This window comes from Cellulomonas hominis (assembly GCF_014201095.1).
Lineage (GTDB): Bacteria > Actinomycetota > Actinomycetes > Actinomycetales > Cellulomonadaceae > Cellulomonas > Cellulomonas hominis.
In genome coordinates this window covers 4,066,717-4,081,059 of sequence record NZ_JACHDN010000001.1, presented here as the reverse complement: position 1 = coordinate 4,081,059, position 14,343 = coordinate 4,066,717, and the positions used below count along the sequence as shown (strand labels likewise).

At 71.2% G+C, this 14,343-nt stretch carries 15 protein-coding genes, 3 pseudogenes, 1 riboswitch and 1 other annotated feature; of the genes and pseudogenes, 16 read left to right on the top strand and 2 right to left on the bottom strand.

Annotated elements, in window-relative coordinates; translation table 11 throughout:
- The first annotated feature begins 4 nt into the window (after positions 1-4).
- The 9 genes and pseudogenes from HNR08_RS19295 (at position 5) to HNR08_RS19255 (ending at position 7,818) form a co-directional block, all read left to right on the top strand.
- The gene (locus HNR08_RS19295) at positions 5-448 is read left to right on the top strand and encodes a helix-turn-helix domain-containing protein (RefSeq protein WP_246803310.1); all 444 of its coding nucleotides are present in this window, start codon (positions 5-7) and stop codon (positions 446-448) included.
- A protein-coding gene (locus HNR08_RS19290) for an IS3 family transposase (protein ID WP_183834765.1) occupies positions 393-1,654 on the top strand; the annotation gives its coding sequence in 2 pieces (ribosomal slippage) (positions 393-741 and positions 741-1,654; 1,263 coding nt in all). Before HNR08_RS19295 ends, HNR08_RS19290 begins: the two co-directional genes overlap by 56 nt.
- 37 nt (positions 1,655-1,691) lie before the next feature.
- Positions 1,692-2,312, top strand: a pseudogene (locus HNR08_RS19285) (integrase core domain-containing protein); the annotation flags it as partial.
- Between the two features lie 38 nt (positions 2,313-2,350).
- Positions 2,351-2,590: a hypothetical protein gene (locus tag HNR08_RS19280; protein ID WP_168430949.1), complete on the top strand. Its 240-nt coding sequence runs from the start codon at positions 2,351-2,353 to the stop codon at positions 2,588-2,590.
- A gap of 235 nt (positions 2,591-2,825) precedes the next feature.
- Positions 2,826-2,901: riboswitch (Fluoride riboswitch) on the top strand.
- 381 nt (positions 2,902-3,282) lie between these two features.
- On the top strand, positions 3,283-4,545 hold the full coding sequence (eno, locus tag HNR08_RS19275) for a phosphopyruvate hydratase (RefSeq protein ID WP_146840818.1): 1,263 nt from the start codon (positions 3,283-3,285) through the stop codon (positions 4,543-4,545).
- A gap of 125 nt (positions 4,546-4,670) precedes the next feature.
- A complete protein-coding gene (locus HNR08_RS19270; protein WP_246803221.1) occupies positions 4,671-5,216 on the top strand; it encodes a universal stress protein in 546 nt (181 codons plus the stop codon).
- A 26-nt stretch (positions 5,217-5,242) separates the two neighbouring features.
- A complete protein-coding gene (locus HNR08_RS19265) occupies positions 5,243-5,644 on the top strand; it encodes a fluoride efflux transporter FluC (protein WP_146840817.1) in 402 nt (133 codons plus the stop codon).
- Positions 5,641-6,021, top strand: coding sequence for a fluoride efflux transporter FluC (locus tag HNR08_RS19260; RefSeq protein ID WP_146840816.1), 381 nt, complete (start codon positions 5,641-5,643; stop codon positions 6,019-6,021). Before HNR08_RS19265 ends, HNR08_RS19260 begins: the two co-directional genes overlap by 4 nt.
- A gap of 171 nt (positions 6,022-6,192) precedes the next feature.
- On the top strand, positions 6,193-7,818 hold the full coding sequence (locus tag HNR08_RS19255) for an FAD-dependent oxidoreductase (RefSeq protein WP_183835227.1): 1,626 nt from the start codon (positions 6,193-6,195) through the stop codon (positions 7,816-7,818).
- On the opposite strand, the gene HNR08_RS19250 is transcribed toward HNR08_RS19255, so the two are convergent.
- Positions 7,776-9,037, bottom strand: a protein-coding gene (locus tag HNR08_RS19250; RefSeq protein ID WP_183834765.1) for an IS3 family transposase whose coding sequence is annotated in 2 segments (ribosomal slippage) — positions 7,776-8,689 and positions 8,689-9,037 — 1,263 coding nt in all. Because the reading frame shifts where the segments join, the coding sequence is not laid out codon by codon here. The genes HNR08_RS19255 and HNR08_RS19250 overlap by 43 nt on opposite strands.
- A gap of 96 nt (positions 9,038-9,133) precedes the next feature.
- Here HNR08_RS19250 and HNR08_RS19245 point away from each other — a divergent pair.
- From HNR08_RS19245 to HNR08_RS19215, 7 genes and pseudogenes are all read left to right on the top strand, one after another.
- Positions 9,134-9,289, top strand: a complete 156-nt coding sequence (locus HNR08_RS19245) for a rhodanese-like domain-containing protein (protein ID WP_183835225.1) — start codon at positions 9,134-9,136, stop codon at positions 9,287-9,289.
- Positions 9,290-9,481: 192 nt separating this feature from the next.
- Positions 9,482-9,856 (top strand): thioredoxin, encoded by a 375-nt coding sequence (trxA, locus tag HNR08_RS19240; protein ID WP_146840814.1) that lies wholly within the window; start codon positions 9,482-9,484, stop codon positions 9,854-9,856.
- Complete coding sequence (locus HNR08_RS19235; protein WP_146840813.1) at positions 9,853-10,248, top strand: DUF302 domain-containing protein; 396 nt, start codon at positions 9,853-9,855, stop codon at positions 10,246-10,248. Before trxA ends, HNR08_RS19235 begins: the two co-directional genes overlap by 4 nt.
- A 71-nt stretch (positions 10,249-10,319) precedes the next feature.
- Entirely contained in the window at positions 10,320-10,583 is a 264-nt protein-coding gene (locus HNR08_RS19230) for a metal-sensitive transcriptional regulator (protein WP_146840812.1), read from the top strand.
- 557 nt (positions 10,584-11,140) lie between these two features.
- Positions 11,141-12,178, top strand: a pseudogene (locus HNR08_RS19225) (IS256 family transposase); the annotation flags it as partial.
- A 51-nt stretch (positions 12,179-12,229) separates the two neighbouring features.
- Positions 12,230-13,467 (top strand): IS3 family transposase gene (locus HNR08_RS19220; RefSeq protein WP_246803297.1). Its coding sequence is split into 2 segments (ribosomal slippage): positions 12,230-12,509 and positions 12,509-13,467, totalling 1,239 coding nucleotides; the frame shifts between segments, so codons are not numbered across the junction.
- Positions 12,508-12,621: a sequence feature (AL1L pseudoknot), on the top strand. It overlaps the preceding gene by 114 nt.
- 15 nt (positions 13,468-13,482) lie before the next feature.
- A pseudogene (locus HNR08_RS19215) lies at positions 13,483-13,689 on the top strand (transposase); the annotation flags it as partial.
- 409 nt (positions 13,690-14,098) lie between these two features.
- On the opposite strand, the gene HNR08_RS19210 reads toward HNR08_RS19215, so the two are convergent.
- Positions 14,099-14,338 (bottom strand): acyl carrier protein, encoded by a 240-nt coding sequence (locus HNR08_RS19210; protein WP_146840899.1) that lies wholly within the window; start codon positions 14,336-14,338, stop codon positions 14,099-14,101.
- Between the last annotated feature and the right edge of the window lie 5 nt (positions 14,339-14,343).

Genomic DNA, 14,343 nt, shown 5'->3' with positions numbered 1-14,343 from the left:
GACCATGGTCCAGCGGATCGGTGCGGGTCGTCCGGTCGCGCATGTCGCCGCGGAGATGGGTGTCTCGCGCACCACGGCGTGGCGGTGGTGGCGCCGGTTCCAGGCTGAGGGCCGCGCCGGCCTGATCGACCGCCCGAGCGTGGCCCACACCCACCCGCGCCGTACGAGCCCTTGCGCCGAGACCCGGGTGCGGATCGCGCGGATGCTGACCCGTCGCGGACCTGTGACGATCGGGCGTCTGGTCGGGTTGCCGGCCTCGACCGTCGGGCGGGTCCTGGCCCGGCACCGGGTTCCGCGGCTGGCGGACTGCGACCCGGTCACAGGGGGCCTGACCCCGGTTCTTGGACACGCTGAATCCAGCAACGCGCTGGGGAAGCGAGATGATCCAGTTCATGGCCAGGAAGAGCTACTCCGAGGAGTTCCGTCGTCAGGCCGTCGACTTGTATGAGTCCACTCCGGGCGCCACGGTGCGCGGGATCGCCGCGGACCTGGGCATCGTGCGCGGCACGCTGCGCCACTGGCTCGAGGTCTACGGCACGGGCGCCAAGACGGCCGTCGACGGGTCGGCGACGCCCAGCCCGTTGCGGTCCAAGAGCGCTGCGGCGAGCTCGACGGCGCCTGTCGGCGAGTCGCCGCAGGAGCGGATCGCCCGGCTCGAGGCCCGGGTCCGCGAGCTCGAGGTCGAGACGACCAAGCTGTCCACCGAGCGGGCGATCTTGCAGCAGGCGGCGAAGTATTTCGCCGGGGAGACGCGCTGGTGAGTCGCTTCCAGTTCGTCGCCGACAACTCCGCCACCTACCCGGTGAAGCGACTGTGCGAGCTCGTGCAGGTCGAGCGCTCGTCCTACTACGCGTGGAAGGCTGGCGCGCCGGCGCGGGCCGAGCGCGCCGCGGCGGACGCTCGGCTCGAGGCACGGATCCGCAAGGTCCACGCCGCGGACAGCACGCTCGGCGCGCCGCGGGTCACGGCCGAGCTCAACGACGACGCGCCCGCCGGTGAGCAGGTCAACCACAAGCGCGTCGCCCGGGTGATGCGCGCGGCGGGTATCGCGGGCTACGTCAAGAAGCGTCGAGTGCGGACCACGATCCCCGAGCCGTCGGGCCGCAAGCACCCCGACCTGCTCAAGCGGGACTTCACCGCGCCGGCACCGAACCGGCGCTACGTCGGCGACATCACCTACCTGCCGATCGCCGACGGCACGAACCTCTACCTCGCCACGGTCATCGACTGCCACTCCCGCCGGCTCGTCGGGTGGGCAGTCGCCGACCACATGCGCACCGAGCTCGTCGAAGACGCGCTCAAGGCCGCCGCCGCGACCCGCGGCACCCTGGCCGGGGCGCTGTTCCACTCCGACCACGGGTCGGTCTACTGCTCGAAGGACTACGCCAGGGTCTGCGCGAGGCTCGGCGTGACCCAGTCGATGGGCGCCGTCGGGTCCTCGGCCGACAACGCGATGGCCGAGTCGTTCAACGCCACCCTCAAGCGCGAGGTCCTGCAAGACGACGCCTGCTGGCCCGACGAGCCAACCTGCCGCCGGCAGGTCTTCCGCTGGCTGACCCGCTACAACACCCGCCGCCGCCACTCCTGGTGCGGCTACCTGTCCCCGACCGCCTACGAGGCCCGCCGGGCCGCTACGCTGCCGATCGCCGCGTAATCACACCCCGTGTCCAAGAACCGGGGGTAGGGCCCCCGGGCAGGTCATCCGCGCCATGCGCCGCACGGCGGTCCGCTACGAGCACCCGCACCCTGGGTCGCTGGTCCACATCGACGTCAAGAAGCTCGGGCGGATCCCTGACGGCGGCGGTTGGCGAGCACACGGCCGGGCGTCCACGGTCGATCACCGGCACAAGAAGGTCCCGACCGGATACGACTACGTCCACACCGCGATCGACGACCACTCCCGCCTCGCCTACGCCGAGATCCACACCGACGAGAAAGGCGTCACTGCCGCCGGGTTCCTGGCCCGCGCGACGGCGTTCTACGCCGATCACGGCATCCAGGTCGAGCGGGTGATCAGCGACAACGCGTTCGCCTACCGCAACTCCGCCGTCTTCCGGCAAACCGCGGCCGACCTGGGCATCGTCCAGAAGTTCATCCGACCGCACTGCCCCTGGACCAACGGCAAGGTGGAGAGGCTGAACCGAACTCTGGCCACCGAGTGGGCCTACTCCCGCATCTGGTCATCGAACGCCGACCGCGCGGCGGCCTTGGCCGCCTGGCTCGAGCACTACAACATGGACCGACCCCACCTCGGCATCGGCGGCCTCACACCCATCGACCGCGTCAACAACGCAGCGAGTCAGTACAGCTAGTCACCTTCGTCGCCCTCTTCGGCGCCGGCTTCGGCGTCATGACCATCGCCCGACCAACACTGCTCGGCGACTACGTGCCGGCCACCATCTTCGGCCGAGCCTCCGGGCGGCAGACCCTCGCCATGAACCTGGCCCGCGCCGCCGCACCCTGGGTCGCCGCACTCACCGTCGAGGCGACCGGAAACTACGCGGTCCTGTTCGCCGCAGTGACGACCCTCGCCCTAGTGGCGGCCGCCGCGCTGCTCAAGGCGGGGAGAATCCGCGACCGCCGCACATGACGCCGGCTGACGCCCGCCGCCTGGCGTCCACAGCGCGCCGGGGGAGCGTGCGCACCGCCCGGTGAAACGTTTGAACCCGATCTGACTTGCTGACAAGCGGGCGCTACTGGCACCTCTGCATATCAGGATTGGTCGTACTCCTGGACGCGGGAATCTAGCGGCGGCGTACGAGCAGGCAGCGGGCCTGTCCCGATGAGACTGCGCCGTTCGGCTCGTTCGGTGGCAGCGCTGCTACGGTGGTCTTGGCGATGGATCCCGCCGAGACCTTCCCGGTCTGAACCGCCTCCAGGGCTGATGGTTCCTGCCCCTTCGTCGTCGACGGGCAGGTGCGTCATGTGTTCCAGCGTTCGGAGCTCCACGAAGGGGCCGGCGCGCCCCGAGCCGGACCGTCTGCTCCTCGCGGAGCTTCACCGCCGACCACCCGGCGAGTTGCACCCCTCCGCCCACGCCCTGCGCACCGGGGCGACGCACGAGCTTCCCGCGTCGACCGCGAGACACCGACCTCCCCACCGGGGCCACGTCACCGCTCGGCTCGGGGCGTCCACGCGCCCGACCCGCGCGTCGCCGTCTGTGTGCGTCGACCTGGACGTCGGGCGCCGCAGACGGCCGGACTACCGGCCCCGGTGGGGAGCCCACTGCCCGCTGCGGCCATCCGAACTGCCCGCTGATCACCCAGTCAAGGAGGATGCACGATGAGTACCGCTTTCACCCCGACCGGCCTGTCCGCGCTGGAGGTCCTGGACTCGCGGGGCAACCCGACGCTCCAGGTCAGCGTGACGCTCGACGACGGACGCACGTCGGTCGCGGGGGTTCCGTCCGGCGCCTCGACCGGATCGCGGGAGGCGGTCGAACTGCGAGACGGTGACCCCGACCGTTACGCGGGCAAGGGAGTGCTGACCGCGGTCGGCCACGTCAACGGCGAGATCGCCGAGCTGCTGACGGGTCGCCGGTTCGAGGACCTGGCCCAGGTGGACCAGGCGATGATCGACGCCGACGGGACCCCGACCAAGGCCAGGCTCGGCGCCAACGCGATCGTCGGGGTCTCCATGGCGCTCGCCCGCGCCCTGAGCGGCGACGCCCCTTTGTGGCAGTCGCTGGCGCCGGCCGGGGTGTCCCCGCGGTTGCCGGTCCCGCACTTCAACGTCCTGAACGGGGGCGCCCACGCCGCGAACGACCTGGACTTCCAGGAGTTCATGATCGCGCCGGTCGGTGCGCCCTCGTTCACCGAGGCCGTTCGCGCCGGGGCCGCGGTGTACGCGCGGCTGCGCGGGCTGCTGCGCGAGGCCGGGCACGCCACCGGGCTGGGCGACGAGGGCGGTTTCGCCCCCGACATCGCGGCGCCCGAGGACGTCCTCAGGCTCCTGGTGCAGGCGATCACCGACGCCGGGTACACCCCCGGACGCGAGGGCGTCGCGATCGCCCTGGACCCCGCGGCGAGCGAGTTCTACCGAGACGGCGCCTACCGCGTGAACGGCGAGAGTCTGAGCAGCGACGACATGATCGAGCGATACGCCACGATGGTCCGCGAGTTCCCGGTGTGGTCGATCGAGGACGGCCTGGCCGAAGGCGACTGGGACGGCTGGCAGCGGATGACCGACCGCATGGGGGAGAGCACCCAGCTCGTCGGGGACGACATCTTCGTGACCAACCCGGCGATCATCACCGAGGCCGTGGAGCGTCGCGTGGCGAACTCGGCCCTGATCAAGCTCAACCAGATCGGCTCGGTGACAGAGACCCTCGCCGCGATGGCGGTGTGCCGCCAGGCCGGCTACACCCAGATGGTGTCCCACCGGTCCGGGGAGACCCCCGACACGTTCATCGCGGACCTGACCGTGGCCACCGGCTGCGGCCAGCTGAAGTCCGAGGCGCCGGCTCGCGGCGAGCGCGTCGCGAAGTACAACCGGCTGCTGGAGATCGACGCCGCAGCGGGTCTGCCGTTCGGCCTGACCCCCTGACACCGACTGCCCCGGGCCGGCGACCCCTGGCCGGTCCGGGGCACCCCGCGCGCCCGGGTGCGGTCGAGCAGGACCCGCCCGGGCGCGCCTCACCGCCCGTCCCCGCCACAGACAGGAGCAGTCCCGTGAGGCACGTCCCGCAACCCGCCGTGGACCGCATGGTCGACTTCAGCGCGCGCCCGCTGGTCGTGGGCGTCGTCCCGGACCTGCCGCAGCTCGTCGCGCTGACCGCCCTGTCCCTGGCACGCGCCGCCCAAGCACCGGCCCTGCACTTCGCCTACGCCGACCCGACCCGGTACGTGGTGACCGAACGACCCGACGGGTCCGTCGTGCACGCAGCCCTCGACCCCGACGACGCCGGCGACACCTGGCAGCAGACGCAGACGGACATCGAACGGCAGGTCGCCGCGACGCTCCGCGGAGCCGAGGTCCCCTGGCAGGTGCACTACCTCGCGGGTCGACCCGACCGCGCCCTGACCCACCTGGCCCGCGCCGTGGACGCCGCCGCGATCGTCGTCGGTACCCGCGCACCGGGAGCCGCAGCACGCATGCACGAGCTCCTGGAGGGATCGGTCGCGGTGCACCTGGCCCACCACCAGCACCGCCCGGTCCTGACCGTTCCCCTGAGCGTCGTCGACTGGAAGGACCTCAAGGCCCCGTGGAAGCAGTGAACGCTCGACGACCGCCGCTGTGGCGAATGGCCGTACTCGTCGCCGCCGGGGCGACCCTCGGCACCACAGCCCGCGCGACCCTCGAGTCGACGTTCGCCCCCACCACCGGGGCCGTGCCCTGGGTGACCTTCGGCATCAACATCACCGGGTCGTTCCTGCTCGGAGCACTCCTGCAGCTCCTGACCTACGCAGGGCCGGACACCGGCTGGCGGCGAACCGTACGTCTCGGGTGCGGCACCGGGGTCATCGGCGGATTCACCACCTACAGCACCTTCATCCTCGAGATCGACCAGCTCGCCCGCGGCGGCAACCTCGGCGCCGCGACCGGCTACATGTTCGCCAGCGTGTCCGCCGGGCTCGCGGCGGCCCTCGTGGCTATCGCCTTCGTCAACCGCGTCGCGGGACGACGTTCGGTGGTGACGGCATGACCGCGCTCTGGCTCGCCCTGGCCGGTGGCCTCGGCGCGGCAGCACGGTTCCTGCTCGACACGGTCATCGCCCGGCACAACCGGCTCTCCACCCCGATCGGCACCATCGTGGTGAACGTGACCGCCTGCATGCTGCTCGGCCTGCTCACCGGGTGGGCGGTCGGCGACCCCGCCCGTGGAGACCTGAAGACGATCCTCGGTGTCGGTTTCCTCGGGGGGTACTCGACGTTCTCCACCGCCAGCGTCGAGGGCGCCCGCCTAGTGGTCCAGGGACGGAGATGGACTGCCCTCGGCCACGCCGGCTCGATGCTGGTTCTGAGCATCCTCGGCTCCAGCCTCGGTCTCTACCTCGGTGGCATCGCGCAGCAGTCCTGGTGAGCACGACGCTGCGCCGGCACGAGGGTGCAGTTCGAGGTCCGATGTCGCGAAGCGGCGACCCCGATCGGTCTGCGATCACTGCACCTCGGGTGCCGTAGCGCGCCCTAGCGTGCCCGAACTCACAGCCGCGCGGTTTGAAATGTATACCCCCCGGGGTATAGGTTCGTCGCCATGGCCAACGTGTCCGACCCCACCACCGCGCACCCTCCCCGTCGCATCGTGATCGTGGGCGGCGTGGCCGGCGGCATGAGCGCCGCCGCCCGCGCTCGCCGCCTGGACGAGCGCGCCGAGATCGTCGTCCTCGAGCAGTCCGAGCACGTGTCGTTCGCGAACTGCGGGCTCCCGTACCACCTGTCCGGCGAGATCGGGCGGCGCGAGGACCTGCTGCTGCACACGCCGGAGTCGCTGCGCGCCGCGCTGCGGCTCGACGTGCGCACGGGCACCCGGGTGACCGCGATCGACCGCGCCGCGCGCACCGTCTCGGTCACCGCGGCCACCGGCGACGACCGGATCGGGTACGACGCGCTGCTCCTGGCCCCCGGGGCGGTCGCGGTCCGCCCGCCGGTCGACGGCCTCGACCACCCCGCGGTGCACACCCTGCGGACGATCCCCGATCTCGACGCGCTGACCGCCCGGGTCGCCGCGCTGCCCGCCGGCGGTCCGCGCCGTGCCGTCGTGGTCGGGGCCGGGTTCATCGGCCTGGAGGCCGTGGAGGCCCTGGCCGCGCGCGGCCTGGACGTCGCCTTGGTGGAGCTCGCGGACCACGTGCTGCCGCCGCTCGACGCGGAGCTCGCGCCGCTCCTCGCGGACGAGCTGCTCGCGCACGGCGTCGGCCTCCACCTCGGGGTCTCGGCGACCGCGATCACCGAGGCCGAGGACGGCGCCGCGCTGGTCACCCTGTCCGACGGCACACGGCTGCCCGCCGAGGTCGTCGTGGTGAACGTCGGCGTGCGGCCCGCGAGCGAGCTCGCACGGGACGCCGGTCTCGACCTCGGCGCCCGCGGTGCGATCCGGGTGGACGGCGACCAGCGGACCTCCGACCCGCACATCTGGGCCGTCGGCGACGCCGTCGAGGTCGTCCAGGCCGTCACGGGAGACCTCGGGCCGGTGCCGCTCGCCGGGCCGGCCAACCGCCAGGGCCGGCGCGCCGCGGACGCGATGCTCGGGCGGCGCACGACCCGCCAGGCACCGGTCCTCGGCACGGCGGTCGTCCGGGTGTTCGGGTTGACGGCGGCCGTCACCGGCGCGAGCCGCGCGGCGCTGCGGCGCGCCGGCATCGCGCACGAGACCGTCCGGGTCCACCCGGGCCACCACGCCGGGTACTTCCCGGGGGCGGAGCAGGTCCACGTCCTCGCGAGCTTCGCGCCCGACGGCCGGCTGCTCGGCGCGCAGGCCGTGGGCCGCGCCGGCGTCGACAAGCGGATCGACGTCCTCGCCACCGCGCTGCGGGCCGGGATGGGCGCCGACGACCTCGCCGAGCTCGAGCTCGCCTACGCACCGCCGTACGGCTCCGCCAAGGACCCGGTCAACATGCTGGGCTTCGTCGCGCAGAACGTCCTGGACGGGACCATGCCGCAGTGGCAGCCCGACGACGCCGACGACGTCCTGGCCGGCAGCCTGGTCCTGGACGTCCGCACGCGTGCCGAGTACGACCGGGGCCACCTCGACGGCGCGGTGCACATCCCGCACACCGAGCTGCGCGACCGGATCGACGAGGTCGGGCCCTACCCCCGGTTCTTGGACACGGGGTGTGATTACGCGGCGATCGGCAGCGTAGCGGCCCGGCGGGCCTCGTAGGCGGTCGGGGACAGGTAGCCGCACCAGGAGTGGCGGCGGCGGGTGTTGTAGCGGGTCAGCCAGCGGAAGACCTGCCGGCGGCAGGTTGGCTCGTCGGGCCAGCAGGCGTCGTCTTGCAGGACCTCGCGCTTGAGGGTGGCGTTGAACGACTCGGCCATCGCGTTGTCGGCCGAGGACCCGACGGCGCCCATCGACTGGGTCACGCCGAGCCTCGCGCAGACCCTGGCGTAGTCCTTCGAGCAGTAGACCGACCCGTGGTCGGAGTGGAACAGCGCCCCGGCCAGGGTGCCGCGGGTCGCGGCGGCGGCCTTGAGCGCGTCTTCGACGAGCTCGGTGCGCATGTGGTCGGCGACTGCCCACCCGACGAGCCGGCGGGAGTGGCAGTCGATGACCGTGGCGAGGTAGAGGTTCGTGCCGTCGGCGATCGGCAGGTAGGTGATGTCGCCGACGTAGCGCCGGTTCGGTGCCGGCGCGGTGAAGTCCCGCTTGAGCAGGTCGGGGTGCTTGCGGCCCGACGGCTCGGGGATCGTGGTCCGCACTCGACGCTTCTTGACGTAGCCCGCGATACCCGCCGCGCGCATCACCCGGGCGACGCGCTTGTGGTTGACCTGCTCACCGGCGGGCGCGTCGTCGTTGAGCTCGGCCGTGACCCGCGGCGCGCCGAGCGTGCTGTCCGCGGCGTGGACCTTGCGGATCCGTGCCTCGAGCCGAGCGTCCGCCGCGGCGCGCTCGGCCCGCGCCGGCGCGCCAGCCTTCCACGCGTAGTAGGACGAGCGCTCGACCTGCACGAGCTCGCACAGTCGCTTCACCGGGTAGGTGGCGGAGTTGTCGGCGACGAACTGGAAGCGACTCACCAGCGCGTCTCCCCGGCGAAATACTTCGCCGCCTGCTGCAAGATCGCCCGCTCGGTGGACAGCTTGGTCGTCTCGACCTCGAGCTCGCGGACCCGGGCCTCGAGCCGGGCGATCCGCTCCTGCGGCGACTCGCCGACAGGCGCCGTCGAGCTCGCCGCAGCGCTCTTGGACCGCAACGGGCTGGGCGTCGCCGACCCGTCGACGGCCGTCTTGGCGCCCGTGCCGTAGACCTCGAGCCAGTGGCGCAGCGTGCCGCGCACGATGCCCAGGTCCGCGGCGATCCCGCGCACCGTGGCGCCCGGAGTGGACTCGTACAAGTCGACGGCCTGACGACGGAACTCCTCGGAGTAGCTCTTCCTGGCCATGAACTGGATCATCTCGCTTCCCCAGCGCGTTGCTGGATTCAGCGTGTCCAAGAACCGGGGTCAGGCCCCGTCCACGCGGCGGCGGACGGTCGCCCGGTGGCGGTGCACTGCGCCAGCGGGGTCCGGTCCCACATCGCCACGCGCGTGCTGCTGCAGGCCGGGTTCGACGCCCGCAACCTGTCCGGCGGCTGGATCAGCCTCGACCTGGCCCGACCCGACCTGACCCGCACCGCCGAGCGGGTCGCCGCATGACCGGCACCGGTCCCGGTGCCCCCGCCTCACCCCGTCCGATCATCCCGAGCAAGGAGAGCTGAACCATGTGCAGCCCCACCCCGTGCCGCTCGTGCGGCAAGACGACCTGGACCGGATGCGGCATGCACGTCGATGCCGTCATGGCGGACGTGCCCCGTGACCAGCAGTGCACCTGCCACTGAGAGCGAACCCATGACGACGGTCAATCTGACATCCGAGACCTTCTTCCCGACAGTGCGCAGCGACGGCATCGTGCTGGTGGACTTCTGGGCCTCCTGGTGCGGACCGTGCCGGATGTTCGCCCCGGTGTTCGAACAGGCCTCGTCGACGCACGCGGACATCGTGTTCGCGAAGGTCGACACCCAAGCCGAGCAGGATCTCGCCGCGCAGGCTGCGATCACCTCGATCCCCACGCTCATGGCCTTCCGCGACGGCGTTCTCGTCTTCGCGCAGGCCGGCGCGCTGCCCGCAGCCGAGCTCGACAAGGTCATCGCGGCCGTGCGCGACCTGGACATGGACGAAGTCAGCGCCCAGCTCTCAGAGCAGGACCGGGAGGTGGCCCGGTGAAGGACACCATCGCCGTCACCGTCGAGCACCCGTTCCACGCGGCGGTCGCCGCGGTGCGCGAGGCGCTGGCCGTGCAAGGTTTCGGCGTCCTGACCGAGGTCGACCTGGCCGGCACCCTGCACTCGAAGCTCGGTGTCGACCTACCCGCGCAGACGATCCTGGGCGCATGCAATCCGCCGCTGGCGCTGCGTGCGCTGCAGGCCGAGGAGTCGATCGGGGTCCTGCTGCCGTGCAACATCACCATCCGAGCGATCGCGGCGGACCGAACCTTGATCGAGACACTGGATCCCATGGCGATGGTCGCGGTCACAGACAACGAGCGCCTCCGCCCCGTCGCCGACGAAGCAGCCACACGGCTGCGAGCCGCCCTCACCGCTGTCACCAGGGCGTAAGACCCAGCCACAGCCACCGAGGCAGGTGCACCCACGCGCGTCCTGCCCGGAGGAACTCAAGGAGAGAACACATGGACCTCGACCCCAGCGAGATGAGCAAGGTCGTCAACCGCCTCAAGCGGGCGCAGGGCCAGCTCGCAGCCGTGGTGCGCATGCTCGAAGAAGGCCAGGACTGCGAACCCGTCGTGACCCAGCTCTCCGCGGTCTCCAAGGCCCTGGACCGCGCCGGATTCGCGATCATCGCCTCCGGCATGAAGCAGTGCCTCAGCGACCCCGACAACGTCGACACTCTCGACGTCGACAAGCTCCAGAAGCTCTTCCTGTCACTCGCCTGAACCACGACCGACACCCCTCGCACCACAGCGCCCCAGGACGCAACCCACACACGCAATCGACACCCCGCGGTGTCCGGAAGGAGCCGGCCATGTGCCGTGCCGTGACGTGCCGCAAGTGCGGCAAGACCACCTGGGCCGGATGCGGCCAGCACGTCGACCAGGTCCTCCGAGGTGTACCCAGGTCCGAGCGCTGCCCCGGACACGAGAACGAGCCGTCCACGGGATTCCTTGCCAGGCTGTTCGGGCGGAATTGAGCCGCTACCGCGCGCCACATCGGGACGGTGGGTGACCACGGTCGCCCGCACCTCGAGGTTCCCCCCTCACCCGGCGGCCGCGACACTCGGGTAACGCGACCGTGCAGGTCGCCGTCGAGAGTGCGCACCTCGGGCGCACCCTGCAGACACGCGATCACGGCGGCGGAGCCGCCCAAGTCGCAGTGGCGTCCCGCAGAGTGGTGTGCGAGCCCGGCCTTGATCGGGCATCGTCGTAGACGTGTAGGCGGTCACCGCGTGATTCTTCGAGAGACCTACCAAGTCGACTCGAGAGAAGGACCCGCGATGACCGCTGGACCCAGTCTGGACCCTGCCCGCTTCCTGCACGAGCACCTGAGCACGGCCAGCCCCGACCTGCTGCGCGAGCTGCTGGGCGTGTTCATCGACACCCTGATGGGCGCCGAAGCCGACGCGATCTGCGGCGCTGACTACGGCTCCCGCTCTGCGGAGCGGACCAACGTGCGCAACGGCTACCGGCACCGCGACTTCGACACCCGGGTCGGCACGATGGACGTGGCGATCCCCAAGCTGCGCGCCGGCACCTACTTCCCCGACTGGTTGCTGGAGCGCCGCCGGCGCGCGGAGGCGGCGCTGACTAGCGTCGTTGCAACCTGCTACCTCCTGGGCGTCTCGACCCGGCGGATGGACAAGCTCGTCGAGTCGCTCGGGATCACCAGGCTGTCGAAGTCCCAGGTCTCGCGGATGGCCGCGGACCTGGACGAGCAGGTCGCCGCGTTCCGCACCCGTCCGCTGGACGCCGGCCCCTACACGTTCGTGGCGGCCGATGCCCTGAGCGTGAAGGTCCGTGAGGGCGGACGGGTGGTCAACATCGCGGTCATGGTCGCGACCGGGGTCAACGCCGACGGGCACCGAGAGATCCTGGGCATCGACGTGTCCACCGCGGAGGACGGGGCCGGGTGGTTGACGTTCTTCCGAGACCTGACCGCCCGCGGCCTGACCGGGGTCAAGCTGGTGACCTCTGACGCGCACTCCGGGCTGGTCGCCGCGATCGGCGCGACCCTGCCCGGCGCGACCTGGCAGAGGTGCCGCACCCACTACGCGGCGAACCTGATGTCGACCTGCCCGAAGTCCTCCTGGCCGTGGGTCAAGACGCTGCTGCACAGCGTCTACGACCAGCCCGACACCGACGCGGTCCACGCCCAGTTCGACCGGCTGCTGGACGCCGTCGCCGACAAGCTCCCGGCCGTCGCGGACCACCTCGAAGCGGCCCGGGCCGACGTCCTGGCGTTCACGTCCTTCCCGAAGGAGGTCTGGCGCCAGATCTGGTCCAACAACCCGAACGAGCGTCTCAACCGCGAGATCTGAACCGCCCCGGCTTCCGTAGAGGCTCTCAATCCACGGAGGATGAGAGTCATGGCAGCACCGAGGAAGTACCCGGAGGAGCTTCGGGAGCGAGCGATCAGGATGGCCGTCGATGCGCGGCGTGACCCCGCGACGCGGGTCGGGGCGCTGCGCCGGATCGGTGACCAGCTCGGGATCAATCCCGAGACGTTGCGGAACTGGGTCACCCAGGCCGAGGTCGACGCCGGCGATCGACCCGGGACGAGCACGTCGGACGCGCAGCGGCTGGCCGAGCTCGAGCGGGAGAACCGTGAGCTGCGCCGATCCAACGCGATCTTGAGGTCGGCGTCGGCTTTCTTCGCGGCGGAGCTCGACCGCCCACAACGGTGATCGTGGAGTACATCGACGGCCACAAGGGCCAGTTCGGGGTCGAGCCGATCTGCAGGGAGCTGCAGGTCGCCCCGAGCACCTACTACGCGGCCAAGACACGTCCAGCCTCGGCGCGGTCTGTCGGCGACGCCGAGCTGACCGAGGTGATCACCGCTGAGCACGCGGGGAACTACGGGGTCTACGGGGCGCGCAAGATGTGGAAGCACCTGCACCGCCTGGGCCACCCGATCGGGCGCTGCCGGGTCGAACGCTTGATGCGCGCCGCTGACCTGCACGGAGCCGTCCGCGGCCGGGCCAGGCGCACCACGATCCCGGGCAAGGACGGTTGCCGCGCCGGGGACCTGGTCAACCGCGCGTTCACCGCGACCGCCCCGAACCAGCTGTGGGTCGCGGACTTCACCTACGTCCGGACGTGGGCCGGCTTCAGCTACGTCGCGTTCATCATCGACGTCTACTCACGCATGATCGTCGGCTGGAAGGCCGACACCACGATGCGCGCCGACCTGGTCACCGACACCCTGGAGATGGCCGTGTGGTCTCGCGGCCGCGCCGGCGTTACCGACCTGACCGGGCTCATCCATCACACCGATGCAGGGTCGCAATACGTCAGCCTGGCGCTGACCGAGCGGCTCGCCGCGCTCGGCATGCGGGCCTCGATCGGGACCGTCGGCGACGCCTACGACAACGCCCTGGCCGAGTCCACCATCGGCCTGTTCAAGACCGAGCTCATCCGTCGCCGGGGGCCCTGGCGGACGCTGGATGACGTCGAGATCGCGACCCTGGAGTGGGTCGACTGGTTCAACAACCGGCGCCTGCACACCGAGCTCGGCGACATCCCACCGAGCGAGCACGAGGCCGCCCACTACCGTCAGATCACGGCGTCCACGACGCTGGAAACCAAAGAACCGAGCCTCCACTGAACCCGGGGCGGTTCAATCCGCCGCCGCACCGACGTCGTGGGGATCTTCCCCGACCGCACCTCGATCATCCGCCTGGTCGGAGCCGTGCTCGCGGAGCAGCACGACGAATGGGCCGAAGGACGCCGCTACCTCGCCCTGGACGTTCTTGGCCGATCCCGGCTCACTGCCCTGCCAGACCCGCCGGAGGTGACCACGCCCCAACTCCCGGCGCTCAGCGCCTGAACCCGAAGATCACGCGGAAGCCGTCACACACCACGCCCGGGGACTTGACCCAAGTCGCTACCGCTCCAGAACCACCTCGGACCGGAGACCACCCCTGTCAGACCCGGCTCGCGCACCCGATGGGACAGCGTCATCGCAGGTCACAGTGACACGCAGACTACGACTGGCAGCCCTGGATATCACGGTTGGTCGTACTCGGTTGATCCCGTGCGGCGGGGGCGGGGTACGCGCAGCATCGGTAGGCAGACCGCGGACCGTCGAGCCAGTGCGTCGCCGATCGGGTCGTCAGCGCGGCAGAACCTCGCTGACCGCAACCGCCGAGTCGACGCACCGTGAGGTGTTGCGGCCGACGGTGGCGCGATCTCCGGCTCGAGCGTTTTAGAGCCGCGGGACGCTCGGGGCTGATCGGTCACGCGCTGGTCTTGGCTTCGATCAGCCGCACGAGCTCGCCGACGTTCTGGATCGAGCCCATCTCGGTGTCCGCGAATCGGATCCCGAACGCGGACTCGAGGGAGAACAGGATGCTGATGTGGGCCAGTGAGTCCCAGCCTTCGACGTCCCCTGCGGTGGTGGTGTCGGTGAGCTGGAGGTCCGGCTGGAGCAGGACGTCGCGGATGACGTCGTGGACCTGGTCCTGGGTGCTGGGCACGTGCG